We start from the raw sequence: 24,186 nt of genomic DNA, 5'->3' as shown, positions 1-24,186 counted from the left end.
GCGGGGGTCATCAACGTAAATTTCCTGAACTCAGTCCAGACGCTTACCCTTTACAGGTGCCCACAGACGCTTGTTCACAAGGTACAGCAGCACCGACAGAACGGTCAGGAACAGAACACCTACGAAACCGGCATTCTTCCGCTCCATCATCTTCGGTTCGGCAGTCCACATCAGGAAGGCCGCGATGTCCTCGGACATGGCTTCAACCGTGGCCGGGTGACCATCGGCGAACTCAACCTGATCCTCAGACAGCGGCGGAGCCATCGAAATCCAGCCTCCCGGGAAGGCCGTGTTTTCGTACAGGATGGTACCTGCCTCTTCCTTTTCCTTACCGGTATAGCCATCCATCAACGAGGCGATGTATTCCGCCCCACCCATGCCTTTGACCAACTGGTTGATACCCAGACCATAGGGACCGTGGAAGCCCGCACGAGCCTTTGCCATCAGGCTCAGGTCCGGTGCGCCAACACCGTCATTGGCCGGGAAGTGGTCAGTTGGAATCGCCGGGCGGAAATCGTCCTGCTCGGAGTCGAACACTTCGAAGTTGCCGGCCGCATAAGCGATCACCTCTTCTTCCGAATACCCCAGCGCTTCCAGATCGCGCAGCGGCACATATTTCAAGCCGTGGCAAGCTGCACAGACTTCGGTGTAAACCTGAAGGCCGCGCTGAAGCTGGTTCTGATCCCAGGTGCCAAAAGGCCCTTCGAACGAAAACTGAAAGTCTTCGATGTGCTGCTCATATGCGCCTGCCGCCTGTGATGCGGCAGGAGCGATAGCCAAAGCAAGGGCGGCACCGATTGCAAGTTTCTTGAACATGTTTCCGGTCCCTCTTCTTACTCGGCCGGCGTGGCGTCGGCGTCAGCCTTGCCATAATGCGCGTTGAAGTCTTCTTCGATGGTTTCCGGCTGCGCCTCGGGTTTTTCTATGACACCCAGGATCGGCAGGATCACGAAGAAATAGGCGAACCAGTAGGCGGACGCGATCAGCGAGAAAGTCGCATAAGGCTCTTCCGCGGGCATCGCACCCAGCCACATCAGGGCAAAGAAGTCGATGATCAGCAAGTAGAACCACCACTTGAACATCGGACGGTACTTGCCCGAGCGCACGCTCGAGGTGTCCAGCCAGGGCGCCAGAGCCATGGCCAGGATCGCACCGAACATCGCAATCACACCAAAGAACTTGGCGTCGACGATGCCGCCGGTGATGAAGCTGGCGAACTGCACGACCCAGACCTCACCGGTGAAGGCACGCAGGATCGCATAGAACGGCAGGAAGTACCATTCGGGCACGATATGTGCGGGCGTAACCAGCGGGTTGGCTTCAATATAGTTGTCCGGGTGGCCCAGATAGTTCGGCATGAAGCCGACAACCGCCCAGAACACCACCAGGATCACGGCCAGTGCGAACAGGTCCTTGATCACGAAGTAGGGCCAGAAGGGCAGCGTGTCTTTCTCGGCCTCGGCTTTCGAACCACGGCGCACTTCAACACCTGTCGGGTTGTTGTTGCCGGTGGTGTGGAAGGCCCAGATGTGCACGATGACCAGCGCCGCGATAACGAATGGCAGCAGATAGTGCAGCGAGAAGAAGCGGTTCAGCGTCGCGTTGTCCACTGCAGGTCCGCCCAGCAGCCAGGTCTGGATCGCTTCACCCACAAACGGGATTGCGCCAAACAGGCCGGTGATCACGGTCGCACCCCAGAAGGACATCTGACCCCAGGGCAGAACGTAGCCCATGAAGGCGGTGCCCATCATCATCAGGTAGATCAGCATACCGATGATCCACGTGATTTCACGCGGGGCTTTGTACGAGCCGTAGAACAGGCCACGGAAGATGTGGATGTAGACTGCAACAAAGAACAGCGATGCGCCGTTCATGTGCAGGTAGCGCAGCATATAGCCGCCATTCACGTTGCGCATGATGTGTTCGATGCTGGCGAAAGCCAGATCAACATGCGGGGTATAGTGCATCACCAGAACAATACCGGTGACGATTTGCAGCGCCAGGCAGAACGCCAGGACGATGCCCCAGATCCACCACCAGTTCAGGTTCTTGGGGGTGGGGATCATGATGGTGTCGTAAATCAGGCCGACGATGGGCAGACGGCTGTTCAGCCACTTCTCGCCGTTTGTCTTCGGCTCGTAATGATCGTGGGGAATTCCGGACATACGTGGGGTCTCCCTTAGCCGAGTTTAATGGTTGTTGCGTCGACCCATTCGGCGGGCGGAACAGGCAGGTTTTCAGGCGCGGGTCCTTTGCGGATCCGACCAGCCAGATCGTAGTGCGACCCGTGGCAAGGGCAGAACCAGCCACCAAAGTCGCCAGCATCGCCCAGCGGCACGCAGCCGAGGTGTGTACAAACGCCCATCTGAACGATCCATGCACCCGCTGCTTCGCCTTCGGGCGAAGGCATCACGCGGTTTGCATCCGTTGCCGGCGCGTCTGCGTTGATGTTGAAGTTGCGAGCGAGCGGGTCAGGCAGGTTGCCCACTGCTTCTTCGTCCTGCTGCTGCGCTTCGGCAATCTCGGCGCCGGTGCGGTGACGGATAAAGACCGGTTTACCCAGCCACTTAACGGTCAGCTGCGTTCCTGGCTCTACCCCGCTCACGTCGGTGCGGATCGAGGACAGCGCCTGAACGTCTGCCGACGGGTTCATTTGGTTGATCAGGGGCCATACGGCTGCACCGGTCGCAACAACACCTGCGCCGCCAGCGACGTAATACAGGAAATCTCTGCGGGTGCCTTCGTGGTCTTCTGCGTGGGACACGAGGTTTTCTCCGATTGTCTGGCGCCCGCGGACGGGCAAATAGCTCGCGCACCGCACGAATGCGGTGTCTTAACCGCGCTGTCTATCGGGGAGATTAGTGTTCGTCTAGCGGTCATAAACGCGCAATACGCCGCATCTGGGTTTTTTATCACAGCGCACCTGACATTTTTGATGTTTCAGCGCCGCATCTTTCCCCGAGCCTTCGAATCGAAAGGTTTGATTCGGGCGTCGGCGTAGTGCCCAAGCAGAATCAGGGCTGAGGGCGTTCAGATGGCATCCTTCGCGCTGGATTGACGCGGAACCGTGTAAAATCCCGGGCGCAGAATCGACTTTGTTCACCTGTAAATGACAGGTCTGAAATAGATCATTAATTCCGGAAGATACTAAGCCATTTCCTATTGCACTTTTTACGCGAATGCCGGAAATCGCGGCGCGCGAACGTTGAACAGGAGATCCCGATGTCAAAGACCCCCTTGGCCGCCGTTCTGTTAACAATTGCACTGTCCACGCAGGTCGCCGCCGCTGGTGACCCTGCCAAAGGCAAACAGCTTTACAACCGCTGCTCATCTTGCCATGCGATCATCAAAGATGGTGAGGTTTTGGTGAAAGGCGGCATCACCGGGCCGAATCTCTATGGCGTGGTCGGTCGCATTGCCGGAACCGAGAACGACTACCTGAACGGCAGTGAACGCCTGCCTATCGGGATGTTCACGGATGACATGATCCGCGCCGGGCAAGAAGGTCTTGTCTGGACCGAAGAAAATGTCGCCAGCTATTCCGAAGATCCTGTCGGGTTCATTCAGGATTATCTGGGCGATGAAACTGCGCGCCCGAACATGAGCGTCAAACTGAAGAAAGGAGCCGCAGATATTGCGGCCTATCTGGCCACTTTCAGCACGCCATAAGCACCACGCAGGCTCAGCCTGGTGGCCGCGTCGCCATCATGCTGGGCCGTTCACTGAAGGCGGCATACCAAGTCGCCAGCGCATCATTGCCTCTGCGCCACCCTCGCGCGTCGTGGCGCAAGTCGAGATAGCCCAGTGCGCACCCAACCGCGATCTGACCCATATCCAAAGGGCCTGAAAGATGCGCCATCCAGCGCTGGTTCAGCGTAGCGCAGGCGCGTTCGATCTTACTCCACTGCGCGTCAACCCAATCGTCCCACTGCTTGTCCTCGGGCCGCAAACGGCTTTCATAAGTCATCAGCAGTGCCGCATCCAGAATCCCATCCGCCAGCGCCTCTAGCGTCAGCACATCCCAATGCCGGGATCCCTCGGGATAGAGCCCTGCTTGCGCCCGCGCATCCAGAAAAGCGCAGATCACCCGGCTGTCGAACAGCGTTGGTCCATCGGGACGCTCAAGCGCGGGGACCTTGGTCAACGGTGCTTTTCCGATCAGCGGCTCAGCCGGAGAGACAGGCGTGCTCGCAACAGTTTCCAGCACGACATCCTCAAGCTGGCCAGTCTCATGCAACAGCACCGTGACTTTGCGCACGTAAGGTGAAGTCGGGCTGTGGTAAAGCTTCATGTCCTGTCTCCTTGTTTGCGGTGCAGACTACAGAAGCCAGATCAAAACAAAACCCGTCAGGGTTCGGCTGCGCCCCTCATCAAATCCCTCAGCGCGTGCAGTTCAGCCCCAAGCCCATCCTCGGCAATCCGGTCTGCTGCGCTCAGGCGGGCCGCATCGGGCTTGTTCTGGTTCAGCTTCCACGTCCCGTCGATCTCGCTGATCCGCAACCGACAAGGCACGATCATCCTCAGGAACCGCTCCATCACATCGTCGGACAGTTTCGACACTAACCAAGGTGGTTTCGGCAGCAACCGGTTCTCAAAGAACGCGCTCTGCCGGTCCAACAGATCCCGCAACTCCTCCTGCGGACGCAGCTCAAGCTCGCCCGTCAAATGAACCGCCACATAATTCCATGTCGGTACCTGATCTTCGATCCCGTACCAGTCAGGCGAGACATACCCATCCGGCCCGGAAACCGCGATCCGCGCCGCTTGCGGCTGTTTCAGCGCCCGCACGATTGGGTTGGAGCGGACCAGATGCAACTCAGCCCAGGACGCGTCCGCGCTCAGCAGAAACGGCACATGGCTCATGAGCGGGGCGGAATCGGTCGACACTGCCAGCACTCCGAAGGCACGGTCGCGGGCAAAGGCAATGTGACGCTCAGCGGCTTCGGCCCGAAAGGCGGGATTGGGGTGCATGATGATCCTCCTGCCAATTTCTCTTGCAGAAGCGACGCGCCCTTGGCAAGGTCCGCGTTGTTCTCAGGGCGGGGCGAAATTCCCCACCGGCGGTATGCGGGCCACGACCCGTAAGCCCGCGAGCGGCTCGGCCGTGTCCACGATCCGAAGAGCGGGAAGCGGTTTTCGGACAAATTGTGGAACCACGCACGAGTGATAGCAGATCTGGTGAGAGGCCAGAGCCGACGGTTACAGTCCGGATGGAAGAGAACGTGCAGCGTGCCGCAAGCCGGTGCGCCTGCTCGTGATCGCCTTGGGTGACGTGTCATGCCGGGCTGGCAGCGAAAAGTGGGAACCGGTTTTCGCAATTGCCAGCAGGCCACCAAACTGAAAGGAGATCATGATGACACACACCCGCTATGCTTTTATCAAAGCCAACTGGCATTCCGATATCGTTGATCGCGCGCTGGACGGGTTTCTGGAGCTTATCCCCGCCGAGCAGGTTGATGTGTTAGACGTGCCCGGTGCATTTGAGATGCCCCTGCTGGCGCACGACCTGGCCCAGACCGGACGCTATGCCGCCGTGGCCTGCGCTGCCTTCGTTGTGGATGGGGGCATCTATCGACATGATTTCGTGGCCCAAGCCGTGGTCGATGGCCTGATGCGCGCCAGTCTCGATACTGGCGTTCCGGTCCTGTCAGTCTCACTGACGCCGCATCAGTACCAGGAGACCGAGCATCACAACGCGATCTACCGCACCCATTTCGTGGAAAAGGGGCGCGAAGCTGCACGCGCCGCGCTGAAAATCATCGAGACCCGCACGACACTGAGCCGTGCAGCGTAAGCACAACAGGTTGGGGCACCCCTGCCCCAACCGCAAATCCGCTTGAGACTGCGGCCCTTGCCCGCTAATCACATCGCGCAAAGGAGCACGCCCCATGTCGATGAACAGCTTTGGACACCTCTTCCGCGTCACCACCTGGGGCGAAAGCCACGGGCCTGCATTGGGTGCCACCGTCGACGGCTGCCCTCCGGGCGTGACGATTGACGAGGGCATGATCCAGCACTGGCTGGACAAGCGCAAACCGGGGCAGAACAAGTTCACGACCCAGCGGCGCGAACCCGATCAGGTGAAAATCCTTTCGGGCGTGTTCGAGGGCCAGACCACTGGCACCCCCGTGCAACTGATGATCGAGAACACCGATCAGCGTTCGAAAGACTACGGCGATATCATGGACAAGTTCCGCCCGGGTCATGCCGATATCACCTATTGGCAGAAATACGGCATCCGTGATTATCGCGGCGGCGGGCGCAGCTCGGCCCGGGAAACCGCCTCGCGTGTCGCGGCAGGCGGGCTGGCACGCGAGGCCATCAAACAGATCGCACCGAATGTGCAGATCACCGGCTATATGACCCAGATCGGCCCGCACAAAATCGACCGCGGTAATTTCGATTGGTCGCAGATCGAACAGAACCCGTTCTGGACCCCGGATGCGCAAGCTGCCGAGGGCTGGGCCACTTACCTGGATGACCTACGCAAGTCCGGGAACTCGATCGGCGCCGTGGTTGAGGTCGTCGCACGCGGCGTTCCTGCTGGGCTTGGTGCTCCTGTATATGCCAAGTTAGACACTGATCTGGCTGCCGCAATGATGTCGATTAACGCTGTCAAAGGCGTTGAGATCGGCGAAGGGATGGCCGCCGCTGAACTGACCGGCGAAGCCAACGCGGACGAGATCTTCATGGGGCAGGACGGCCCCCAATACAGCTCCAACCACGCGGGCGGCATTCTGGGCGGCATTTCGACCGGGCAAGACGTCGTGGTACGGTTCGCGGTCAAGCCGACCTCGTCGATCCTGACCACGCGCAAAACCATCACCAAATCCGGTGAAGAGACCGAGATCATCACTAAGGGCCGTCACGACCCCTGTGTTGGTATCCGTGCCGTCCCGGTGGGTGAGGCAATGATGGCCTGCGTGATCCTCGATCACCTGCTGCTGCATCGCGGTCAGATTGGCGAGAACCGTGGACATATCGGCTGATCTGCGCACGCGGCTGCGCAGCATCGTCGCGCAGCATATGCAGACCGACCCGGCGCATGATCTGGCCCATCTGGATCGCGTCTGGGTGAACGCGCAAGCCATGGCGGACGAACAGACCGACAGATCGGTGCTGCTGGCCGCCTGCTATCTGCACGATCTGGTCAACCTGCCCAAGGATTCGCCTGATCGGCAACTGGCGTCGCGCCAATCCGCTGCTGAATCAGAGTCTATTCTTCAGGATTTGGGCTTCAACCCAACCAAGATCAGTGCCACACAACACGCCATCGCAGCGCATAGCTATTCGGCCAACATCCCGCCCGAAACGTCCGAGGCACGGATACTGCGCGATGCCGACCGGCTGGATGCGCTTGGTGCGATCGGCATCGCACGCACATTCTCGGTGTCGGGCGCATTGGGCCGGGTTCTTTACGATCCGGCCGATCCCTTTGCGGATGCGCGGCCCCTGGACGATCTGCGGTTCTCGCTGGACCACTGGAAGGTTAAGCTGCTGAACCTGCCAGATGAGATGCTGACAGACACGGGCCGCCAGATCGCGCGACAACGCGCTGACCGCATGATCCGGTTTCTGGAAGAGTTTGGCGACGAGATCGGTCACAAGCTGCCCGGCCACTGGAAATCGACCTGATTGGTACAATCCTGTCGTTGATCTTTTGCCGCCAAAGGCGCAGGGTCGCGGCCAATGGCAAAATCGTTAACATCGCATCGACCCGTACTGGCCGTGGGTCTGAAACTCAGCGCGCTGATGTTGTTCACATCAATGTCCGCGCTGGTCAAAGCGTTGTCGACCGATTTTCCTCCGGGCGAGCTGGTGTTTTTCCGGTCGCTCTTCGCCATTCCGGTGATCATCGCGTGGCTCGTCTGGCGTGGTGAACTGGCACAAGGCTTTGTGGTCAAGAAACCGATGGGTCATTTCTGGCGCGGCGTATTGGGCACCAGCGCCATGGGGCTGACCTTTACAGGCCTCAGCCTGCTCCCCCTGCCTGAGGTTACTGCCATTGGCTATGCCACGCCGATCTTCACCCTGATTCTGGCAGCGGCGATCTTGGGCGAACGCATTCGCATGATCCGAATCGGAGCGGTGGCATTGGGTTTGCTCGGGGTGCTGATCATGATCTGGCCACGGCTCGGCAGCACGCAGATGGAAGTGGCGGCGACCATGGGTGCATTATGCGTGCTCGCAGCGACCTTCGCCCGCGCCTTTGTTCAGATCCATATCCGGCAGTTGGTCAAGGTCGACCACCCCGCCGCAATCGTTTTCTATTTCTCAATGACTGCTACCTTGCTTTCAAGCCTGACGGCATTCTGGGGGTGGACAATACCCACGATAAATCAGGCTCTAATACTGGTCACTATGGGGTTGATTGGTGGAATCGCGCAGATACTCGTCACCTCGTCTTATCGCTTCGGGCAGGCCTCGATGTTGGCGCCTTATGACTATTCGACCATGCTGTTTGCAATTGTCATTGGCTATGTCTGGTTCGACGAACTGCCGACGGTGGCGATCCTGATCGGGGCGGTGCTGGTGATCGCGGGCAATGTTGTCGTGATCTGGCGCGAGCATCAGTTGGGGCTGGAACGAGGCAAGGCGCGCGCCGTCACCGATCCCAAAGCCTGACCTTTACCTTTCGCAGACTTCGCCTAGGTTGGGCCGGGCAATGAAAGAGGTTTCCAGATGAGCGACGCGCAGGATCACAAGGAAAAGATGCAGAAGGTGCAGGCCCAGCACCGCAAGAAAGTGTCCGAGGCCGTTGACCCGGGTCGCGGTCTGGTGCTGATCAACACCGGCAAGGGCAAGGGCAAATCATCTGCCGCCTTTGGCGTGGTGATCCGCGCATTGGGTTGGGGTCAGAAGGTTGCTGTGGTCCAGTTCATCAAGGGCAAGTGGAAAACCGGTGAGCGGCGTTTCTTTGAAGAGCGGGATCTGGTCACCTGGCACACGATGGGTGAGGGCTTCACCTGGGACACCCAAGACCGCGAGCGCGACATCGCAGCGGCCACCTCGGCCTTTGGCAAGGCCTGTGATCTGATGGCCAGTGGTGAGTATGATCTGGTCGTTCTCGACGAAATCAATATCGCCCTGCGTTATGAATATCTTTCTGTAGAGAGTGTTATCGAAGGTCTGAAAGCCCGATCGGACAAGACCAGCGTATTCTTGACGGGCCGCGATGCGCCGCAAGCGCTGCGCGATTATGCCGATCTGGTAACGGAAATGACCGAAGAAAAACACCCGTTCCAAGCCGGGATCAAGGCCCAGCGCGGCGTGGATTTCTAACGCTGAAAACTGTTTTCATTCAGGCTGCGTGTCGATACGCGGCCTGCCAGTGTCGTCGGGGTTTGCAAGTCGAGCCTCCGGCACCTCTCCGCATCGCAGGTTTTGCGATCGAGATAGACCTCAACCTCTGAGCTCAGCGCGTCGCAATCACAAGAAGCGCAGCAAGGATCTGACATCAGCTCTTCGAATCGAGTGCGCATGGGACCTCCGCTGATCGTTTCCAGGACGGCGGCGGGTCTTCACTGTGTTGCTTGCAGAGCCACAGATCGCCCCGGAACCTAGTGTCTAATATTGTCATCCGGCGTTACTATTATCTGAGTTTTTTCATTAGTCTTTTCAAGCCTGAAAACACTCACCACATCTAGCTTGAACTGCTGATACATAAAACATTGCCTAACAAAGGGAAAACCGCGCGAAATCGCGCGGCTTGATTCTTTCAGGTGACAGAAATAATCAGGCGGTCGCGGTCTGCTCGGGTGCGCTGAGCGAGATCACAGCTACCACCGCAGCACCATTCAGCCAGTAGAACCACGCATCAATCCCCGAGAATCCAAGCAGGCTGGGGGCCAGCAGGAAGGTGATGCCGACGATCAGGTCCACGGCCAGATGAAACTTGTAAGGCAGAACCCGCCAAATGCCCAAGTGATGGTCGGTCAGAACCGTCAGAACAAAAGCTGCGACGCCGGTGACAACCGACAACCAGAGCGCCAGCGGATTGGATTGACCCAATCCCAAAACAAAGGGCAGCACCATCAACGCAATGGCGACCGGATAGTCGAGATACGCATGAACAGTGCGGGTGACGAAACGCAGGGACATCTGAACTTCCTTTCCTCAATCAGTGATGGACTAAGGATAGGTGTCCGACTGCGAACGTAGCAGCCCAGATCGTTTACGAGATATTGCAGATCGTTCAGAAGTTAGGGTGGATCAGTGCATGGCCCTGTAAGCAGCGGGCGACACGCCAACCTGCTTCTTGAATACACGCGAGAACGCGGCTTCTGAGGCGTATCCAACCTCAGCCGCGGCATCGGCCACATTCCAACGGCTTTCAGTTAGACCGTGGCAGGCAATCTGCATGCGCCAATCTGTCAGGTATTGCATCGGGGTGGTGCCCATCTTCTCGGCAAAGAGCTGGGCAAAGGCCGTGCGCGACATGGCCGCCTCGCGCGCAAGGGTCGCGACGCTCCATTCCTGTGCCGGAGACTGGTGGAACGCTGTCAACGCGCGTGAGATGCGTGAGTCGGCAAATCCGGCAAGGGCGGCTTCATCAGGGCTTTGGTGTTCCAGATAGGCACGGATCGCCTGCGCAAACAGAACCTCGGACAATTTCAGGGCAATCAGATCACCGCCGATCCGAGCGCCTGACACTTCCGAGCCAATCATGCGCAGCGTGGCCTCGATCCACGATCCCGCCTCTTCCCCATAGTTCTGAATCAGGATGTAAGGCGGCAGCCGATCAATCAGCATATGCCCCGTGCCACCCCGGCCAGCGGGGCCAATGAATGAGAAATGACCGCAGATCAGCTGCGTATCCCGCTCCTCATCCGCACCGCCATAGACCAATACGCCATCGCCCCGATATCCCGCGATCTCAAGCACCTGTTCCAGTGGCAGCGCATCAAGCGGCTGAACTTCAGCGCACAGCAACGCATGCGGCGCGCCATGTGGGATCAGAATCAGATCGCCTTGTTTCAGGCGCAGAGTGTCACCCGTCGTCGGAATATGCACCTTCAACTCGCCGCGCTGGACGAAGTGAAACCGGGCGACGTTTTCGAATCCGGGCACCTGAACGCCAAAGGGCGGGGTAAAGGACGTGCGGAAATAGAAAGTACCGCGCAAAGACAGGCGGGTGAGGATATCGCTGAGAAGGTCCAACATCGTGCAAAGATATCGAGCGGTTCAGACAAGTCCACAGGTTGGAACGATCTGCACAAAGAATTGCACGTTCTGCAACAAAAACCCCCGCCGAAGCGAGGGTTTCAGAAGCTTCTGATTACGAGCGGACCAGTTTCTCATAATCCTCGGCGATCTCGCGGGTCAGGTCGCCAACTTCGAATGTGTATTCGCCGATCTGCCCAACGGGCGTCACTTCGGCGGCGGTGCCGGTCAGCCAGCATTGTTCGAAATCGGCCATCTCTTCGGGCTTGATGCGGCGCTCATGAACGGTGATGCCCTTGTCTTTCAGCATCTTGATCACGGTCTGGCGGGTGATGCCGTTCAGAAAGCAATCGGCCAGCGGAGTATGCACCTCACCATCCTTGACAAAGAACACGTTTGCACCGGTCGCTTCGGCCACATAACCGCGCCAGTCCATGAACAGGGCATCCGAACACCCCTTGGCCTCGGCCTTGTGTTTCGAGATGGTGCAGATCATGTATAAACCTGCCGCCTTGGCGTGAACCGGGATGGTTTCGGGGCTGGGGCGTTTCCATTCCGCGATATCCAGCTTGGCCCCCTGCATCTTTGCATCGCCATAGTAGGCACCCCAGGGCCAAACCGCGACGGCCATACGAACCGGGTTCTTGGCCGAGGCAACACCCATGTCCTCGCCCGAACCACGCCAGACGAGCACGCGTACATAGGCATCTTTCAAGCCGCTGGCTTTCAGCGTCTCTTCCTTGGCCGCTTCGATGTCATCCACCGAGTAGGGCATCGGCATGTCCAAAGCCTCGGCCGATGCTATCAAACGCTTGGAATGTTCGCGGCTTTTGAAGATCTTGCCGTTATAGGCGCGCTCACCCTCAAACACAGACGAGGCATAGTGCATCGCGTGGGTCAGGATGTGCACATTCGCTTCACGCCAGGGCACCAGTTTACCGTCTAGCCAGATGGTACCATCACGATCATCATACCCCGCCATGCGAAACCTCCTGAACCGGGTCAATTTTCCGAATATTGCGCCAGATAGGTCCGCATCGGACACATTGTTGCGCAAAAACTGCGATTCGATACCTGTGCGCTCTTGGAATGTCAATAAGGCTGACATAAACTCGAACCGTATTGCGAATGAGGCCCGTTATGTCCGAAATCCGTCCTGCCCCGGTCTTTGGCGGAGAAAGCCTGTTATTTCTGACGGATGAGCAGTTGCGGCAAGGTATCGAAGCGATGTTCTTTGCCTATCGCGGCTTCACCGCCGATCCCGACCGCATCCTGTCCGAAATGGCCTATGGCCGCGCCCATCACCGGGCGGTTCACTTCATCAATCGCGCGCCCGGCACGACGGTAAACAACCTTCTGGGCATCTTGGGGGTAACAAAACAGTCTCTAAATAGGGTTCTGCGCACCCTGATCGAGGACGGTTTGGTGGAAAGCCGTGTGGGAAAGGTGGACAAACGCGAACGCCACCTATTTCTAACAGACAAGGGCAAGGCGTTGGAGGCTACGCTGTCCGATGCGCAGCGAGCCCGGATGCGCGCGGCATTCAAGGATGCAGGCCCCGAAGCGGTGGCCGGTTTTCGCAAAGTGCTTGAAGCGATGATGGATGCTGATATGCGTCGTGCATATACGAAACTGCGGGATACAACTTCATGAGCGATATGGACGCCCATCTTCTGATCGTCGACGACGACGAACGCATTCGCGATCTGCTCAAGAAATTCCTGATGCGAAACGGGTTTCTGGTAACCGCAGCGCGAGACGCAGCGCATGCAAGGCGGGTGCTGTCGGGGCTGGATTTCGATCTGATCGTGCTGGATGTCATGATGCCGGGCGAGGATGGGGTAAGCCTGACCAAGGCGCTGCGCGAGACCCATACAACACCGATCCTGCTGCTGACCGCAAAAGGCGAAACCGAGCATCGCATCGCGGGGCTCGAAGCCGGTGCCGATGATTACCTCGCCAAGCCTTTTGAGCCGAAAGAACTGCTGCTGAGGATCAACGCCATCTTGCGCCGCATGCCCGAAGCCCCCGCGCAGGAGGCAGCGGCGAAATTCCTGACACTCGGCCCGATCCGCTATGACATCGAGCGTGGCGAGATGTGGCAGGGAGAAGACCCCGTGCGTCTGACCGCGACCGAGAGCCAGTTGATGAAGATCTTCTCGGCCCAACCGGGAGAGCCGATCAGCCGTGCCAAGCTGGTTGAAGATCTGGGACGCGACAAGGGGCAAGCGCAGGAACGTGCGGTTGACGTGCAGATCACGCGCTTGCGGCGCAAGATTGAGCAAGATCCGAAGCAGCCCCGGTATCTGCAGACTGTGCGGGGTGCGGGGTATATGTTGGCCCCTGACTGATTTGCCGCTGTGCGGCGATTTTTTGCCTTCGGCGAAGATATTTATAGCCAGATGAAGATAGGACCCCGATGACGACTGCCCTTTTGACCCATGCCGATTGTTTAGGCCATGTGACACCTGACGGGCATCCGGAGCGGGTGGCGCGATTGGAGCATGTTCTACATGCGCTGGAAGGTCTGGATCTGAAACGGGTCACTGCTCCGATGGCCGCAGATGATGATCTACTGCGGATTCACCCATCCAGTCACATCGATGATATCCGAAGCAGCAGGCCCTCTGAAGGGTTTCGACAAATCGATGGGGACACGTTCATGTCTCCGGGGTCGGTCGATGCTGCTTATCGCGCAGCGGGGGCGGCGGTACGGGCGGTTGATCTGGTTTTGAGCGGTGAGGCCTCGAACGCGTTCTGCGCCATCCGCCCGCCAGGGCATCATGCGGAATCCGAGACAGCGATGGGGTTTTGTCTGTTCGGCAACGCGGCGCTGGCGGCGAAGCATGCGCTGGATCATCACGGGTTGAACCGCGTGGCGGTGGTGGATTTCGATGTACATCATGGCAATGGCACGCAGGATCTGCTGTGGGATGAGCCACGGGCGCTGGTGATTACCAGCCAGCAGATGCCGTTGTGGCCCGGAACAGGGCGCGCGGATGAAACCGGCGCCTATGAGACGGTGCTGAATATTCCATTAGCCCCCGGCACGGGCGGGGCCGAGATGCGCGCTGCCTACGAGGCGCAGGCCTTTCCGCGGCTGCGCGCATTCAAGCCGGAACTGATCATCATTTCGGCGGGATTCGATGCGCATCAGGATGACCCACTGGCCAACCTCAACTGGTCCACGGGTGATTTCGCCTGGATCACAGCCGAGCTGTGCAAGATCGCCGATGAGGTCTGTGCAGGCCGTATCGTCTCGACTCTGGAAGGCGGGTATGATCTGAACGCACTGGCCGAGGCGACACGAGCCCATGTGGAAGAACTGATAAAGGCAGCACGATGACCGATACTCCAGTCGAACAGATGACGTTTGAACAGGCGATGAAAGAGCTTGAGGCGGTAGTGGGCCAGCTGGAACGCGGGGATGTGGCCTTGGATCAGTCGATTGCTCTCTATGAACGCGGCGCGGCTTTGAAGAAGCGTTGCGAAGATGAGTTGAAGCGGGCCGAAGAAAAAGTCGCAGCGATCACTCTGGATGCGAGTGGACAACCGACCGGGACAACGCCTGTCGAAGGTCAGTAAATGTTTCGTGAAAAGCTGGCGCAGGATGCGGCGCTGATTCAGAGCCATTTCGATCTGGTTCTGGGGGCGTTGGACGATCTGGATGTGACACGGGCGATGGCCTATGCCACCGAAGGCGGCAAGCGGCTGCGTGGGTTTCTGGTTTTGGAAAGCGCGCGGTTGCATGGCGTTGACGCGACGCAAGCGATCTGGCCAGCGACCGCGATTGAGGCGCTGCATGCATACTCGCTTGTTCATGATGACCTGCCCTGCATGGATGACGATGATTTGCGGCGCGGGCGCCCGACTGTGCATGTGAAATGGGATGAGGGCACCGCTGTCCTCGCGGGCGATGCGTTGCAGACGCTGGCATTTGAACTTTGCACGCGACCCGAGGCCGGGAGCGCGGAAATTCGCGCAGATTTGGGTCTAACACTGGCAAAAGCGAGCGGCGCACAGGGTATGGTTTTGGGCCAGGCGCTGGATATCGCGGCGGAAACAGCGGCAGAGCCCTTGACGCTGGATCAGATCACGCAGCTGCAAGCGGGTAAAACCGGTGCGTTGATCGAATGGTCCGCTTGCGCGGGCGCACGATTGGCACAGGCCGATCCCGAACCCTTGCGCCAATATGCCCAAGCCCTTGGCCTTGCTTTTCAAATCGCCGATGACATCTTGGATGTCGAAGGAGATGCCGAAAAGGCCGGAAAGCGGCTGCAGAAGGATGCTGAGGCGGGCAAGGCAACCTTTGTCTCACTGCTGGGTCTGGAGGCCGCGAAATCCCGTGCTGCCGCGTTGGCGGATCAGGCCTGCGCAGCACTGGACGGGTATGGCCCTAAAGCTGAAACCTTGAAGCAAGCTGCCCGCTTCGTTATTGCCCGGGACAGCTAAGCCAGGAACGCCATATGTCTGACCGCCCGAATACGCCTCTGTTGGACCTTGTGAACCGCCCTGCGGATCTCAAGCAATTCTCGGATGCGCAACTACATCAGGTCGCACATGAATTGCGGTCCGAGACGATCTCGGCCGTTTCTGTGACTGGGGGACATCTGGGTGCGGGTCTTGGCGTAGTCGAACTGACCACGGCGCTGCATGCGGTGTTCGATACTCCGCGCGACAAGATCATCTGGGACGTGGGGCACCAGTGCTACCCGCACAAGATCCTGACCGAGCGCCGCGACCGTATCCGCACCTTGCGCATGAAGGATGGCCTGAGCGGCTTCACCAAGCGCAGCGAAAGCCCCTATGACCCGTTTGGCGCGGCGCATTCGAGCACCTCGATCAGCGCCGCACTTGGGTTTGCCGTGGCGCGTGATCTGGGTGGTGTGACACCCGAGGGGCTGGGCGATGCAATTGCGGTGATCGGCGATGGCTCGATGTCTGCGGGCATGGCCTTTGAGGCGATGAACAACGCGGGTCATCTAAAAAAACGCCTGATCGTCATCCTCAACGACAATGAAATGAGCATTGCGCCGCCCGTCGGGGCCTTGTCCAACTACCTGTCGCGCATCTATGCCGAGGAACCGTTCCACGACCTGAAAGCTGCCGCCAAAGGCGCGGTATCGCTGCTGCCCGAACCGTTCCGCGAAGGGGCAAAGCGCGCCAAGGATATGCTGAAAGGCATGGCCATGGGCGGGACGCTGTTTGAAGAGCTGGGCTTTTCCTACCTCGGCCCCATCGACGGGCATGATCTGGATCAGTTGCTGCCGGTTCTGCGTGCGGTCAAGGCGAAGGCAAGCGGGCCGATTCTGATCCACGTGCTGACCAAGAAGGGTAAGGGCTATGCCCCTGCCGAACAGGCCCGCGACAAAGGTCACGCAACCGCCAAGTTCGATGTGGTGACGGGCGAGCAGAAAAAGGCGCCTTCGAACGCGCCATCCTATACCTCGGTCTTTGGCAAGACACTGGTCGATGAAGCAGCGCGGGATGACAAGATCGTAGCCGTCACTGCCGCGATGCCGGATGGTACCGGGCTCAACCTGTTTGCCGAGCGCTATCCGTCGCGCTGTTTCGATGTGGCGATTGCCGAACAGCATGGCGTGACCTTCTCGGCCGCGCTGGCGGCGGGCGGGATGAAGCCATTCTGCGCCATGTATTCGACCTTCCTGCAGCGTGGGTATGATCAGGTGGTGCATGATGTGGCGATCCAGCGCCTGCCGGTACGCTTTGCCATCGATCGCGCGGGTCTGGTGGGCGCAGATGGCGCGACCCATGCTGGATCGTTCGATATCGCCTACCTGGCCAACCTGCCCGGCATGGTCGTCATGGCCGCCGCAGACGAGGCTGAACTGATGCACATGGTTGCCACTGCAGTGGCCCATGACGATGGCCCTATCGCCTTCCGCTATCCGCGCGGCGAAGGGGTGGGTGTTGACCTGCCCGAGCGCGGCGAAGCGCTGGAGATCGGCAAGGGTCGACTGATCCAAAAAGGTGCCCGCGTGGCGCTGCTGTCCTTCGGCACGCGGCTCGCCGAAGTGCAGAAGGCGGCAGAGGCCCTGTCTGCGCGCGGGATCACGCCCACCATCGCGGATGCGCGCTTTGCCAAGCCGCTCGACCAGGACCTGATCCTTGACCTCGCCGCGAACCACGAGGCGCTGATCACCATCGAAGAAGGGGCCGTGGGTGGCTTTGGCAGCCACGTGGCGCAACTGCTGGCGGATGAGGGTGTGTTTGATGAAGGGCTGAAGTATCGCTCGATGGTGCTGCCGGACATCTTCATCGACCAGGCCAGCCCGGCCGATATGTACGCCGTCGCAGGGATGAACGCAGAGCAGATCGAGGCCAAGGTGCTTTCGGTTCTCGGCGTACCCTCAATCGGCGAGAAACGTGCCTGATATTTTTGCAGCCTTCAGTCTGAACATCGGAAAAATAAGCAAATTTAAAATGACATAGGTCAAATCCTTACGCACTGTGATACGCTAACACCCGAGTCAGGCAGACCAACTCCTGCCGGACACTCGAGGGTCGCAAGCGAATGAACATGCTAGCAAGCCGACGCGCTTTCTTGCGTGGCAAGATGCTGCAAGGGGATAGATCAGCCATCCGCCCGCCGGGCGCGGAGGCGGAGTTTCTTGAACTGTGTACACAGTGCGACGAATGCCAGGTGGCCTGCCCCGAAGACATCATCCGTTTTGACGCACAAGGCTGGCCCGTGGTTCAGTTGGACGTTGGTCCCTGCACCCTTTGCGGCGATTGCGCCAACGCCTGCCCGACTGGAGCGCTGAATCCTGAACGCGTAGCCGACTGGCCTTGGCGCGCTGCAATATCTGCATCATGCCTGTCGATGAACGGCGTCAGTTGCCGGATCTGTCAGGACGTCTGTGACCACAGCGCGATCCGCTTCAAACTGCAACCCGGTGGTCGCGCCGAACCCCAACTCGATATCGACAAATGTACCGGCTGCGGAGCTTGCGCCAGCGCCTGCCCCGCCGGTTCCATCAGTTTTGAACGCCACACCCCGCCCACTCAGGAGGTTGCCTTATGAACATCTGTGGTTGCCTCGTCCATGTAAGCCCGGAAACCACCCAAAGCGCGCAGGACGCGATTGCGCGCACAGACGGGGCCGAGGTTCACGCGGCGGCCGAAGATGGCCGTCTTGTTGTTGTGGTCGAGGATACGCCGGAAAAACTGGCGTCCGAGACGATCATGGATCTGCATCAGATCCCGGGCGTGATCTCTCTGACCCTGACCTTTCACCATTTCGAAGACCTCGCGGAGACCCGTCCGCACCTTACCGCTTCTCGCCAGATATAAAGCCGGAGACCCATGTCATGACCATCTCTGAATCCCGCCGGACCTTTTTGAAATCGACCGCCGCCGCTGCGACAGCCTCGGCGGCAGGTCTGCCGCTTGCCACCGGACAAGCCAACGCTCAGGCCGCTACCCCAGATATCCGCTGGGACAAAGCCGCCTGCCGGTTCTGCGGCACTGGCTGCTCGGTTCTTGTTGGCACCAAAGACGGGCGCGTAGTTGCCACGCAGGGCGACCCGGACGCGCCCGTGAACCGCGGCCTGAACTGCATCAAGGGCTATTTCCTGTCCAAGATCATGTACGGCAAAGACCGTCTGACCACGCCGATGCTGCGCAAAACCAACGGCGAATACGACAAGAACGGTGAATTCGAGCCCGTCAGCTGGGACGAAGCCTTCGACGTCATGGCCGCCAAATGGAAAGAGGCCCTAGCCAAGAAAGGGCCGACCAGCGTGGGCATGTTCGGCTCGGGCCAGTGGACGGTTTGGGAAGGCTATGCCGCTGCCAAGATGATGAAAGCTGGTTTCCGGTCCAACAACATCGATCCCAACGCGCGCCACTGTATGGCCTCGGCGGTTGTCGGCTTCATGCGTACATTTGGCATTGACGAGCCTATGGGTTGCTATGACGATTTCGAGCATGCCGATACGTTCGTGCTCTGGGGCTCGAACATGGCCGAAATGCACCCGATCCTGTGGTCTCGCCTGACCGACACACGCCTGACCAAACCGGGGTCCGAAGTGCATGTCCTGTCGACCTATGAACACCGCTCTTTCGAACTGGCCGATAACGGCATGGTCTTTGCGCCGCAGACCGATCTGGCGATCCTGAACTATATCGCCAACTACATCATCCAGAACGGCGCGGTGAACGAAGACTTCGTCAAGAACCACGTCAACATCACCAAGACCGCCACAGACATCGGTTATGGCCTGCGTGACAACAACCCGCTGCAGCAAGAGGCCGAGAACCCGAACTCGGGCAAATTGGAACCGATAAGCTTCGAGGAATATGCCGAAGCAGTATCAGAATACACGCTGGAATATACATCTGAACTATCCGGTGTTCCTGCCTCTCAGCTTGAGCGTCTGGCCCAGCAATATGCAGATCCAAACCGCAAGGTGATGAGCCTGTGGACCATGGGCTTCAATCAGCACACACGCGGATCGTGGGTGAACTCGCTGATGTACAATGTGCACCTGCTGGTGGGTAAGATTTCCGAGCCCGGCAACTCACCCTTCTCGCTCACCGGTCAGCCTTCGGCCTGTGGTACGGCACGTGAGGTCGGGACCTTCGCTCACCGTCTGCCCGCCGACATGGTCGTCGCCAACGACAAGCACCGCGAGATTTGCGAAACTGCGTGGAAAATCCCTGCAGGGACCATCCCGCCCAAACCCGGTTTCCACGCCGTTCTGCAGCACCGCAAACTGAAAGACGGTGATCTGAACGCCTACTGGGTGCAGTGCACCAACAACATGCAGGCCGCACCAAACATCAACGAAGAAGGCTATCCCGGTTATCGCAACCCGGAGAACTTCATTGCCGTGTCCGATCCCTACCCGACCGTAACGGCTCTGTCTGCTGACCTGATCCTGCCCACCGCTATGTGGGTCGAGAAGGAAGGCGCCTATGGCAACGCCGAGCGCCGCACGCAATTCTGGCGGCAACAGGTTAAGGCTCCGGGAGAGGCGAAATCGGACCTTTGGCAGCTGATGGAATTCTCAAAACGCTTCACCGTGGAAGAGGTTTGGGGCGAAGAACTGCTGGCCACCATGCCCGAACATCGCGGCAAGACCATGTATGACGTGCTTTTTGCAAATGGCACGATCGATCAATTCCCGCTGTCTGAGACTGCGGAAGGGTTCGACAATGACGAGTCCGAGCACTTTGGCTACTATGTCCAGAAAGGCCTGTTCGAGGAATATGCCGAGTTCGGCCGCGGACATGCGCACGATCTGGCACCGTTCGAAACTTACCATCAGGCCCGCGGCCTTCGCTGGCCGGTCGTGGACGGCAAAGAGACGCTTTATCGCTTCCGTGAAGGCTATGATCCTTACGTGCCCGAAGGTGCAGATGTGAAGTTCTATGGCCATAAGGATGGCAAGGCCAAGATCATCTTTGCCCCATATGAACCCGCTGCCGAGGAACCGGATGCGGAATTCGATTTGTGGCTCTGCACCGGTCGCGTGCTGGAACATTGGCACTCGGGCTCTATGACCCGCCGCGTGCCCGAACTGCACCGCGCCTATCCGGCCGCAGTGGTCTACATGCATCCCGAAGACGCGCGTGACCGTGGTCTGCGCCGCGGGCAGGAGATCATTCTGTCCACTCGTCGCGGCGAAGTCACCAGCCGGGTCGAGACCCGGGGTCGGAACAAAGTGCCGCGCGGTCTGGTCTTCATGCCATGGTTTGACGAAGGCCAGCTGACCAACAAGCTGACGCTGGACGCGACTTGCCCGCTGTCGAAAGAGACCGACTTCAAGAAATGCGCCTGTAAGATCGAGCGCGCATAACGGGCTGGCAAGGCAAAGGTAAGACCCATGTCTCGTGTTGGCTCCCCCTTATCGCCGCAGCGGCGCCGGTTCCTGCAGGACTCGGCGCGCGCGGCGGGCGGCTGCGTCGCCGCCGGGTCCTTGCTGGCCTGGCTGGCGCGGGACGCACGGGCGTTGCCAGCCGAGGCCTTGCGCCCCCCCGGAGCCCTACCGGAACAAGACTTCCTGTCCGCCTGCATCCGCTGTGGTCTGTGCGTACGGGAGTGTCCCTATGACACGCTGAAACTGGCCGAGCTGGGTGTCGATGCCGTGGCCACCGGCACGCCCTATTTCACCGCCCGCGATGTGCCTTGCGAGATGTGTGACGACATCCCCTGCGTCGCAGCCTGCCCGACCGGGGCGTTAGATCCTGCGCTGGAAAATATCGACGACGCCGAAATGGGCGTGGCCGTTCTGGTCGATCAGGAGAATTGCCTGAATTTCCTCGGCCTGCGCTGCGATGTTTGCTATCGCGTCTGCCCCGTCATCGACGAAGCCATCACGCTGGAAACTGAACACAATGCCCGCTCAGGCAGTCATGCAATCTTCATTCCAACCGTTCATGCCGATCACTGCACCGGCTGTGGCATGTGCGAGAAGAGCTGCGTTCTGCCCGAAGCCGCGATCAAGGTTCTTCCCGCCCGGCTAGCCCGTGGCAGCAGCGCCGATCACTACCGCAAGGGCTGGGAAGAGAAAGAGGCAAAGGGCGCGCCGGTCGTAGAAGGCATCATCGACTTGCCCGACCGTCTGCCGGGACCGGGCACAGATAACCTCGCCGCGCCGGGCGGGTTTGAGCCTAGCTTCAAATTGCCAGAGGTCACCCCATGACCGCCCGCACACATATGCCACTGGGGCAAGAGGCCATCGCCACCAAAGGCTGGCTGGGTGCCCATAAATACCTGCTGCTGCGTCGCGTCAGCCAGCTGTTTTTTCTGGTCCTGTTCCTGCTGGGCCCTTGGTTCGGGATCTGGATCGTGCAGGGCACACTGGCCGGGTCGCTGACGTTGGGCGTGCTGCCCCTGACCGACCCGTTTGTCTTTCTGCAAAGCCTGATCGCCGGGCACTGGCCCGAGCTGATCGCCGCCATCGGTGCCGCCATCGTTCTAGTTGCTTACGCCCTGATCGGAGGTCGCGTCTATTGTTCCTGGGTTTGCCCGATCAATCCGGTCACCGACGGCGCGCATTGGTTGCACCGCAAGCTGGGCCTGCAAAAGGGCTGGCAGCCCAAGCGCCGCACACGGTTGTGGATCATGGCAACCGTTCTGATCGTGACCGGCCTGACCGGCACAATCGCGTGGGAGCTAGTTAACCCGATCACCATGCTGCATCGCGGGCTGATCTTTGGCATGGGCTTCGTCTGGGCGATGATCGCCGCGATCTTCCTGTTCGATCTGTTTGTCTCACGCCATGGATGGTGCGGCCATGTTTGTCCCGTTGGCGCGTTCTACGGACTGGTGGGCAATAAAGCGATGCTGCGGGTCAGCGCCACCAATCGCGCCGCCTGTGACGACTGTATGGATTGCTACGCGGTCTGCCCGGAAAACCAAGTCATCTCTCCGGCGCTGAAAGGCAAAGACACCCCGCTGATCCTGTCGCCCGACTGCACCAATTGCGGTCGCTGCATCGATGTCTGCGCCGAAGACGTATTCAAATTCACCCATCGGTTCGACGACCTGACCGTCGCACCACCGGAACCAACCGCCGCGCCGCAGCCGCGCGCCTCAAGACCTTTTTGAAGGAGTGAGAAGATGAAAAAGCCGATCCTAGTGGGCCTTGCCCTGATCCCGCCGCTACTCCTCGGTGGCCTGGCCCTTGCGCAGTCTGCCGGGGTCAACAGCCTGCGCGGTGCCGAGGTTGATGAACCTGCTGTTCTAGATCAGGTTCACCGCACGGTCGAAGGCCGCATGCAGCGAAACTATCGCCAGCAGCCACCGCTGATCCCACATTCGATCGAACAGTACCAGATCGACCTGCGCACCAACCAGTGCCTGTCCTGCCATGACTGGACCAAAGCAGGTGAGCGCAACGCACCAACATTGTCGATGACCCACTATCTGGACCGCGAAGGCCGCGAGTTGGATCAGATCGCAGGTACCCGGTATTTCTGCAACCAGTGTCACGTGCCGCAAGCGGATGCGTTGCCACTGGTCGACAACACTTTTGAACCTTCCTCCGGCAACTGAACTCAGGTCAAAAAGGAGAGCGCGATATGTCCGACTCCCAAGAAAAACAAGGGCTCATCCGACGCCTCTGGACCTGGTTCTGGAGCCCGATCGCCGTCCTCAGCGTTGGTTTCACTTTGCTGGCCGGGTTTCTGGCGGGCATCCTGTTCTGGGGTGGCTTCCACTGGGCACTGGAGCTGACGAATACCGAAGAATTCTGCACCTCGTGCCACACGATGGAGGTTAATCTCGGCGAATACCGTGAAACGATCCACTACAACAACCACTCAGGCGTCCGTGCGATCTGTTCGGACTGTCACGTCCCGGACGAGTGGAACCACAAGATCAAAGCCAAGATCATGGCGGTGAAGGATGTCTATCACGAGCTGGCAGGCACGATCAGCACACCCGAGAAATACGAGGATCATCGTCTCGCCATGGCGACGGCCGTTTGGAAGAAGATGAAAGCATCCGACAGCCGCGAATGCCGCAACTGTCACAACTTCGACTATATGGACTTCACGATTCAGGAAACCCGTGCTGCTAGCGAACACCAGCGCGCAATTGATACCGGCATGACCTGCATTGATTGCCACCAGGGTATCGCGCACAGCCTGCCGCCCAACTATCTGGAAGCATATCAGGAGATCGCGGACGCGGTGGATGGCGAAGTTCTGCAGAAACACGCAGCGGCGTCAGGGGACGATATCCGCTCGTTCCTGAACAAAAGCTCGGATTAAGGCGGGGACAGAGATGTTAGAGATACTTGGAACCATCGGCGGCAACGTATTGGGCCTGCCCGGCATTCTGGGCCTGGCACTGGGCATGATGACCCGCCAGTTGTGGCTTGGCGCCCTGCTGGGTGGCATAGTTGGTCTGATCGCGCCCCTGCTTTTTGCCGGATGGCAGTTTTCCCATGTCGGAACGATGGCGCTCGTGATTGCGATTGTTGTCGGGGTCTGCGCCGGCAGCCTCGGCACCGCCATTCGCCGCAAAGGCGCAACAGTCTGAGTGACCTG

The 24,186-nt window shown here is 59.2% G+C and carries 28 protein-coding genes and 1 riboswitch; of the genes, 20 read left to right on the top strand and 8 right to left on the bottom strand.

Annotation, left to right across the window (positions count from 1 at the left end; genetic code table 11):
• Positions 1–30 precede the first annotated feature (30 nt).
• The 3 genes from ACR3EM_RS15215 to petA are packed head-to-tail and all read right to left on the bottom strand — an operon-like array spanning position 31 to position 2,764.
• Positions 31–816, bottom strand: a complete 786-nt coding sequence (locus ACR3EM_RS15215) for a cytochrome c1 (protein ID WP_480471486.1) — start codon at positions 814–816, stop codon at positions 31–33.
• A gap of 17 nt (positions 817–833) precedes the next feature.
• The gene (gene petB, locus ACR3EM_RS15210) at positions 834–2,165 is read right to left on the bottom strand and encodes a cytochrome b (protein ID WP_480471485.1); all 1,332 of its coding nucleotides are present in this window, start codon (positions 2,163–2,165) and stop codon (positions 834–836) included.
• A gap of 14 nt (positions 2,166–2,179) precedes the next feature.
• Positions 2,180–2,764, bottom strand: coding sequence for a ubiquinol-cytochrome c reductase iron-sulfur subunit (gene petA, locus ACR3EM_RS15205; RefSeq protein ID WP_480471484.1), 585 nt, complete (start codon positions 2,762–2,764; stop codon positions 2,180–2,182).
• A 458-nt stretch (positions 2,765–3,222) separates the two neighbouring features.
• Between petA and ACR3EM_RS15200 the strand changes: the two genes are divergently transcribed.
• The gene (locus ACR3EM_RS15200) at positions 3,223–3,669 is read left to right on the top strand and encodes a c-type cytochrome (protein ID WP_480471483.1); all 447 of its coding nucleotides are present in this window, start codon (positions 3,223–3,225) and stop codon (positions 3,667–3,669) included.
• A 13-nt stretch (positions 3,670–3,682) separates the two neighbouring features.
• Here the strand turns inward: ACR3EM_RS15200 and ACR3EM_RS15195 are convergent, their stop codons facing one another.
• Positions 3,683–4,291: a glutathione S-transferase gene (locus ACR3EM_RS15195; RefSeq protein WP_480471482.1), complete on the bottom strand. Its 609-nt coding sequence runs from the start codon at positions 4,289–4,291 to the stop codon at positions 3,683–3,685.
• Positions 4,292–4,347: 56 nt separating this feature from the next.
• On the bottom strand, positions 4,348–4,971 hold the full coding sequence (locus ACR3EM_RS15190) for an FMN-binding negative transcriptional regulator (protein WP_480471481.1): 624 nt from the start codon (positions 4,969–4,971) through the stop codon (positions 4,348–4,350).
• Positions 4,972–5,026: 55 nt separating this feature from the next.
• A riboswitch (FMN riboswitch) is annotated at positions 5,027–5,226 on the top strand.
• A 127-nt stretch (positions 5,227–5,353) separates the two neighbouring features.
• On the opposite strand from ACR3EM_RS15190, the gene ACR3EM_RS15185 reads away from it, so the two are divergent.
• From ACR3EM_RS15185 to cobO, 5 genes are all read left to right on the top strand, one after another.
• Complete coding sequence (locus tag ACR3EM_RS15185) at positions 5,354–5,794, top strand: 6,7-dimethyl-8-ribityllumazine synthase (protein ID WP_480471480.1); 441 nt, start codon at positions 5,354–5,356, stop codon at positions 5,792–5,794.
• Positions 5,795–5,888: 94 nt separating this feature from the next.
• Positions 5,889–6,989 carry a chorismate synthase gene (gene aroC, locus ACR3EM_RS15180; protein WP_480471479.1) on the top strand — a complete coding sequence of 367 codons (1,101 nt, stop codon included), beginning with the start codon at positions 5,889–5,891 and terminating at the stop codon, positions 6,987–6,989.
• Positions 6,973–7,635 carry an HD domain-containing protein gene (locus ACR3EM_RS15175; protein WP_480471478.1) on the top strand — a complete coding sequence of 221 codons (663 nt, stop codon included), beginning with the start codon at positions 6,973–6,975 and terminating at the stop codon, positions 7,633–7,635. The genes aroC and ACR3EM_RS15175 overlap by 17 nt, the downstream gene beginning before the upstream one ends.
• 54 nt (positions 7,636–7,689) lie before the next feature.
• Entirely contained in the window at positions 7,690–8,625 is a 936-nt protein-coding gene (locus ACR3EM_RS15170) for a DMT family transporter (RefSeq protein ID WP_480471477.1), read from the top strand.
• Between the two features lie 57 nt (positions 8,626–8,682).
• The gene (cobO, locus tag ACR3EM_RS15165) at positions 8,683–9,282 is read left to right on the top strand and encodes a cob(I)yrinic acid a,c-diamide adenosyltransferase (RefSeq protein ID WP_480471476.1); all 600 of its coding nucleotides are present in this window, start codon (positions 8,683–8,685) and stop codon (positions 9,280–9,282) included.
• Positions 9,283–9,735: 453 nt separating this feature from the next.
• Here the strand turns inward: cobO and ACR3EM_RS15160 are convergent, their stop codons facing one another.
• From ACR3EM_RS15160 to ACR3EM_RS15150, 3 genes are all read right to left on the bottom strand, one after another.
• Positions 9,736–10,101 carry an SPW repeat domain-containing protein gene (locus ACR3EM_RS15160; RefSeq protein WP_480471475.1) on the bottom strand — a complete coding sequence of 122 codons (366 nt, stop codon included), beginning with the start codon at positions 10,099–10,101 and terminating at the stop codon, positions 9,736–9,738.
• 111 nt (positions 10,102–10,212) lie between these two features.
• Positions 10,213–11,163 carry an AraC family transcriptional regulator gene (locus tag ACR3EM_RS15155; RefSeq protein ID WP_480471474.1) on the bottom strand — a complete coding sequence of 317 codons (951 nt, stop codon included), beginning with the start codon at positions 11,161–11,163 and terminating at the stop codon, positions 10,213–10,215.
• Positions 11,164–11,278: 115 nt separating this feature from the next.
• Positions 11,279–12,145, bottom strand: a complete 867-nt coding sequence (locus ACR3EM_RS15150) for a branched-chain amino acid aminotransferase (RefSeq protein ID WP_480471473.1) — start codon at positions 12,143–12,145, stop codon at positions 11,279–11,281.
• A gap of 158 nt (positions 12,146–12,303) precedes the next feature.
• On the opposite strand from ACR3EM_RS15150, the gene ACR3EM_RS15145 reads away from it, so the two are divergent.
• From ACR3EM_RS15145 to ACR3EM_RS15080, 14 genes are all read left to right on the top strand, one after another.
• Positions 12,304–12,816 carry a MarR family winged helix-turn-helix transcriptional regulator gene (locus ACR3EM_RS15145; RefSeq protein WP_480471472.1) on the top strand — a complete coding sequence of 171 codons (513 nt, stop codon included), beginning with the start codon at positions 12,304–12,306 and terminating at the stop codon, positions 12,814–12,816.
• Entirely contained in the window at positions 12,813–13,514 is a 702-nt protein-coding gene (locus ACR3EM_RS15140) for a response regulator (RefSeq protein ID WP_480471471.1), read from the top strand. The genes ACR3EM_RS15145 and ACR3EM_RS15140 overlap by 4 nt, the downstream gene beginning before the upstream one ends.
• Positions 13,515–13,582: 68 nt before the next feature.
• Positions 13,583–14,509 carry a histone deacetylase family protein gene (locus tag ACR3EM_RS15135; protein WP_480471470.1) on the top strand — a complete coding sequence of 309 codons (927 nt, stop codon included), beginning with the start codon at positions 13,583–13,585 and terminating at the stop codon, positions 14,507–14,509.
• The gene (locus ACR3EM_RS15130) at positions 14,506–14,748 is read left to right on the top strand and encodes an exodeoxyribonuclease VII small subunit (protein WP_170484940.1); all 243 of its coding nucleotides are present in this window, start codon (positions 14,506–14,508) and stop codon (positions 14,746–14,748) included. Before ACR3EM_RS15135 ends, ACR3EM_RS15130 begins: the two co-directional genes overlap by 4 nt.
• The gene (locus tag ACR3EM_RS15125; protein ID WP_480471469.1) at positions 14,749–15,615 is read left to right on the top strand and encodes a polyprenyl synthetase family protein; all 867 of its coding nucleotides are present in this window, start codon (positions 14,749–14,751) and stop codon (positions 15,613–15,615) included.
• A gap of 14 nt (positions 15,616–15,629) precedes the next feature.
• Positions 15,630–17,558 carry a 1-deoxy-D-xylulose-5-phosphate synthase gene (gene dxs, locus ACR3EM_RS15120; protein ID WP_480471468.1) on the top strand — a complete coding sequence of 643 codons (1,929 nt, stop codon included), beginning with the start codon at positions 15,630–15,632 and terminating at the stop codon, positions 17,556–17,558.
• A 140-nt stretch (positions 17,559–17,698) separates the two neighbouring features.
• Positions 17,699–18,208, top strand: coding sequence for a ferredoxin-type protein NapF (gene napF / locus ACR3EM_RS15115; RefSeq protein ID WP_480471467.1), 510 nt, complete (start codon positions 17,699–17,701; stop codon positions 18,206–18,208).
• Entirely contained in the window at positions 18,205–18,477 is a 273-nt protein-coding gene (locus ACR3EM_RS15110; protein ID WP_480471466.1) for a chaperone NapD, read from the top strand. Before napF ends, ACR3EM_RS15110 begins: the two co-directional genes overlap by 4 nt.
• 17 nt (positions 18,478–18,494) lie before the next feature.
• The gene (gene napA / locus ACR3EM_RS15105) at positions 18,495–20,987 is read left to right on the top strand and encodes a nitrate reductase catalytic subunit NapA (protein WP_480471465.1); all 2,493 of its coding nucleotides are present in this window, start codon (positions 18,495–18,497) and stop codon (positions 20,985–20,987) included.
• A gap of 27 nt (positions 20,988–21,014) precedes the next feature.
• Complete coding sequence (gene napG / locus ACR3EM_RS15100; RefSeq protein WP_480471464.1) at positions 21,015–21,833, top strand: ferredoxin-type protein NapG; 819 nt, start codon at positions 21,015–21,017, stop codon at positions 21,831–21,833.
• A complete protein-coding gene (napH, locus tag ACR3EM_RS15095) occupies positions 21,830–22,741 on the top strand; it encodes a quinol dehydrogenase ferredoxin subunit NapH (RefSeq protein WP_480471463.1) in 912 nt (303 codons plus the stop codon). Before napG ends, napH begins: the two co-directional genes overlap by 4 nt.
• 12 nt (positions 22,742–22,753) lie before the next feature.
• Positions 22,754–23,188, top strand: coding sequence for a nitrate reductase cytochrome c-type subunit (locus tag ACR3EM_RS15090; protein WP_170398181.1), 435 nt, complete (start codon positions 22,754–22,756; stop codon positions 23,186–23,188).
• A 26-nt stretch (positions 23,189–23,214) separates the two neighbouring features.
• Complete coding sequence (locus ACR3EM_RS15085) at positions 23,215–23,907, top strand: NapC/NirT family cytochrome c (RefSeq protein ID WP_480471462.1); 693 nt, start codon at positions 23,215–23,217, stop codon at positions 23,905–23,907.
• 13 nt (positions 23,908–23,920) lie between these two features.
• The gene (locus tag ACR3EM_RS15080) at positions 23,921–24,178 is read left to right on the top strand and encodes a hypothetical protein (RefSeq protein ID WP_480471461.1); all 258 of its coding nucleotides are present in this window, start codon (positions 23,921–23,923) and stop codon (positions 24,176–24,178) included.
• Positions 24,179–24,186: the final 8 nt, after the last annotated feature.

The sequence above is a fragment of the Ruegeria sp. AH3 genome, from assembly GCF_056536265.1.
The sequence above is the reverse complement of the archived record's forward strand: the minus strand, read 5'-3'. Positions and strand labels throughout refer to the sequence as shown.

What these genes read in the sequence shown, in the direction of transcription:
- ACR3EM_RS15135 (WP_480471470.1), top strand. Translation starts at nt 13,583, where the DNA reads ATGACGACTGCCCTTTTGACCCATGCCGATTGTTTAGGCCATGTGACA.
- ACR3EM_RS15200 (WP_480471483.1), top strand. Translation starts at nt 3,223, where the DNA reads ATGTCAAAGACCCCCTTGGCCGCCGTTCTGTTAACAATTGCACTGTCC.
- aroC (WP_480471479.1), top strand. Translation starts at nt 5,889, where the DNA reads ATGTCGATGAACAGCTTTGGACACCTCTTCCGCGTCACCACCTGGGGC.
- ACR3EM_RS15190 (WP_480471481.1), bottom strand. Translation starts at nt 4,971, where the DNA reads ATGCACCCCAATCCCGCCTTTCGGGCCGAAGCCGCTGAGCGTCACATT.
- ACR3EM_RS15215 (WP_480471486.1), bottom strand. Translation starts at nt 816, where the DNA reads ATGTTCAAGAAACTTGCAATCGGTGCCGCCCTTGCTTTGGCTATCGCT.
- ACR3EM_RS15130 (WP_170484940.1), top strand. Translation starts at nt 14,506, where the DNA reads ATGACCGATACTCCAGTCGAACAGATGACGTTTGAACAGGCGATGAAA.
- ACR3EM_RS15155 (WP_480471474.1), bottom strand. Translation starts at nt 11,163, where the DNA reads ATGTTGGACCTTCTCAGCGATATCCTCACCCGCCTGTCTTTGCGCGGT.
- napH (WP_480471463.1), top strand. Translation starts at nt 21,830, where the DNA reads ATGACCGCCCGCACACATATGCCACTGGGGCAAGAGGCCATCGCCACC.
- napG (WP_480471464.1), top strand. Translation starts at nt 21,015, where the DNA reads ATGTCTCGTGTTGGCTCCCCCTTATCGCCGCAGCGGCGCCGGTTCCTG.
- petB (WP_480471485.1), bottom strand. Translation starts at nt 2,165, where the DNA reads ATGTCCGGAATTCCCCACGATCATTACGAGCCGAAGACAAACGGCGAG.
- ACR3EM_RS15170 (WP_480471477.1), top strand. Translation starts at nt 7,690, where the DNA reads ATGGCAAAATCGTTAACATCGCATCGACCCGTACTGGCCGTGGGTCTG.
- ACR3EM_RS15150 (WP_480471473.1), bottom strand. Translation starts at nt 12,145, where the DNA reads ATGGCGGGGTATGATGATCGTGATGGTACCATCTGGCTAGACGGTAAA.
- ACR3EM_RS15160 (WP_480471475.1), bottom strand. Translation starts at nt 10,101, where the DNA reads ATGTCCCTGCGTTTCGTCACCCGCACTGTTCATGCGTATCTCGACTAT.
- napA (WP_480471465.1), top strand. Translation starts at nt 18,495, where the DNA reads ATGACCATCTCTGAATCCCGCCGGACCTTTTTGAAATCGACCGCCGCC.
- ACR3EM_RS15125 (WP_480471469.1), top strand. Translation starts at nt 14,749, where the DNA reads ATGTTTCGTGAAAAGCTGGCGCAGGATGCGGCGCTGATTCAGAGCCAT.
- napF (WP_480471467.1), top strand. Translation starts at nt 17,699, where the DNA reads ATGAACATGCTAGCAAGCCGACGCGCTTTCTTGCGTGGCAAGATGCTG.
- ACR3EM_RS15185 (WP_480471480.1), top strand. Translation starts at nt 5,354, where the DNA reads ATGACACACACCCGCTATGCTTTTATCAAAGCCAACTGGCATTCCGAT.
- ACR3EM_RS15090 (WP_170398181.1), top strand. Translation starts at nt 22,754, where the DNA reads ATGAAAAAGCCGATCCTAGTGGGCCTTGCCCTGATCCCGCCGCTACTC.
- cobO (WP_480471476.1), top strand. Translation starts at nt 8,683, where the DNA reads ATGAGCGACGCGCAGGATCACAAGGAAAAGATGCAGAAGGTGCAGGCC.
- ACR3EM_RS15140 (WP_480471471.1), top strand. Translation starts at nt 12,813, where the DNA reads ATGAGCGATATGGACGCCCATCTTCTGATCGTCGACGACGACGAACGC.
- ACR3EM_RS15080 (WP_480471461.1), top strand. Translation starts at nt 23,921, where the DNA reads ATGTTAGAGATACTTGGAACCATCGGCGGCAACGTATTGGGCCTGCCC.
- dxs (WP_480471468.1), top strand. Translation starts at nt 15,630, where the DNA reads ATGTCTGACCGCCCGAATACGCCTCTGTTGGACCTTGTGAACCGCCCT.
- ACR3EM_RS15145 (WP_480471472.1), top strand. Translation starts at nt 12,304, where the DNA reads ATGTCCGAAATCCGTCCTGCCCCGGTCTTTGGCGGAGAAAGCCTGTTA.
- ACR3EM_RS15195 (WP_480471482.1), bottom strand. Translation starts at nt 4,291, where the DNA reads ATGAAGCTTTACCACAGCCCGACTTCACCTTACGTGCGCAAAGTCACG.
- ACR3EM_RS15085 (WP_480471462.1), top strand. Translation starts at nt 23,215, where the DNA reads ATGTCCGACTCCCAAGAAAAACAAGGGCTCATCCGACGCCTCTGGACC.
- ACR3EM_RS15110 (WP_480471466.1), top strand. Translation starts at nt 18,205, where the DNA reads ATGAACATCTGTGGTTGCCTCGTCCATGTAAGCCCGGAAACCACCCAA.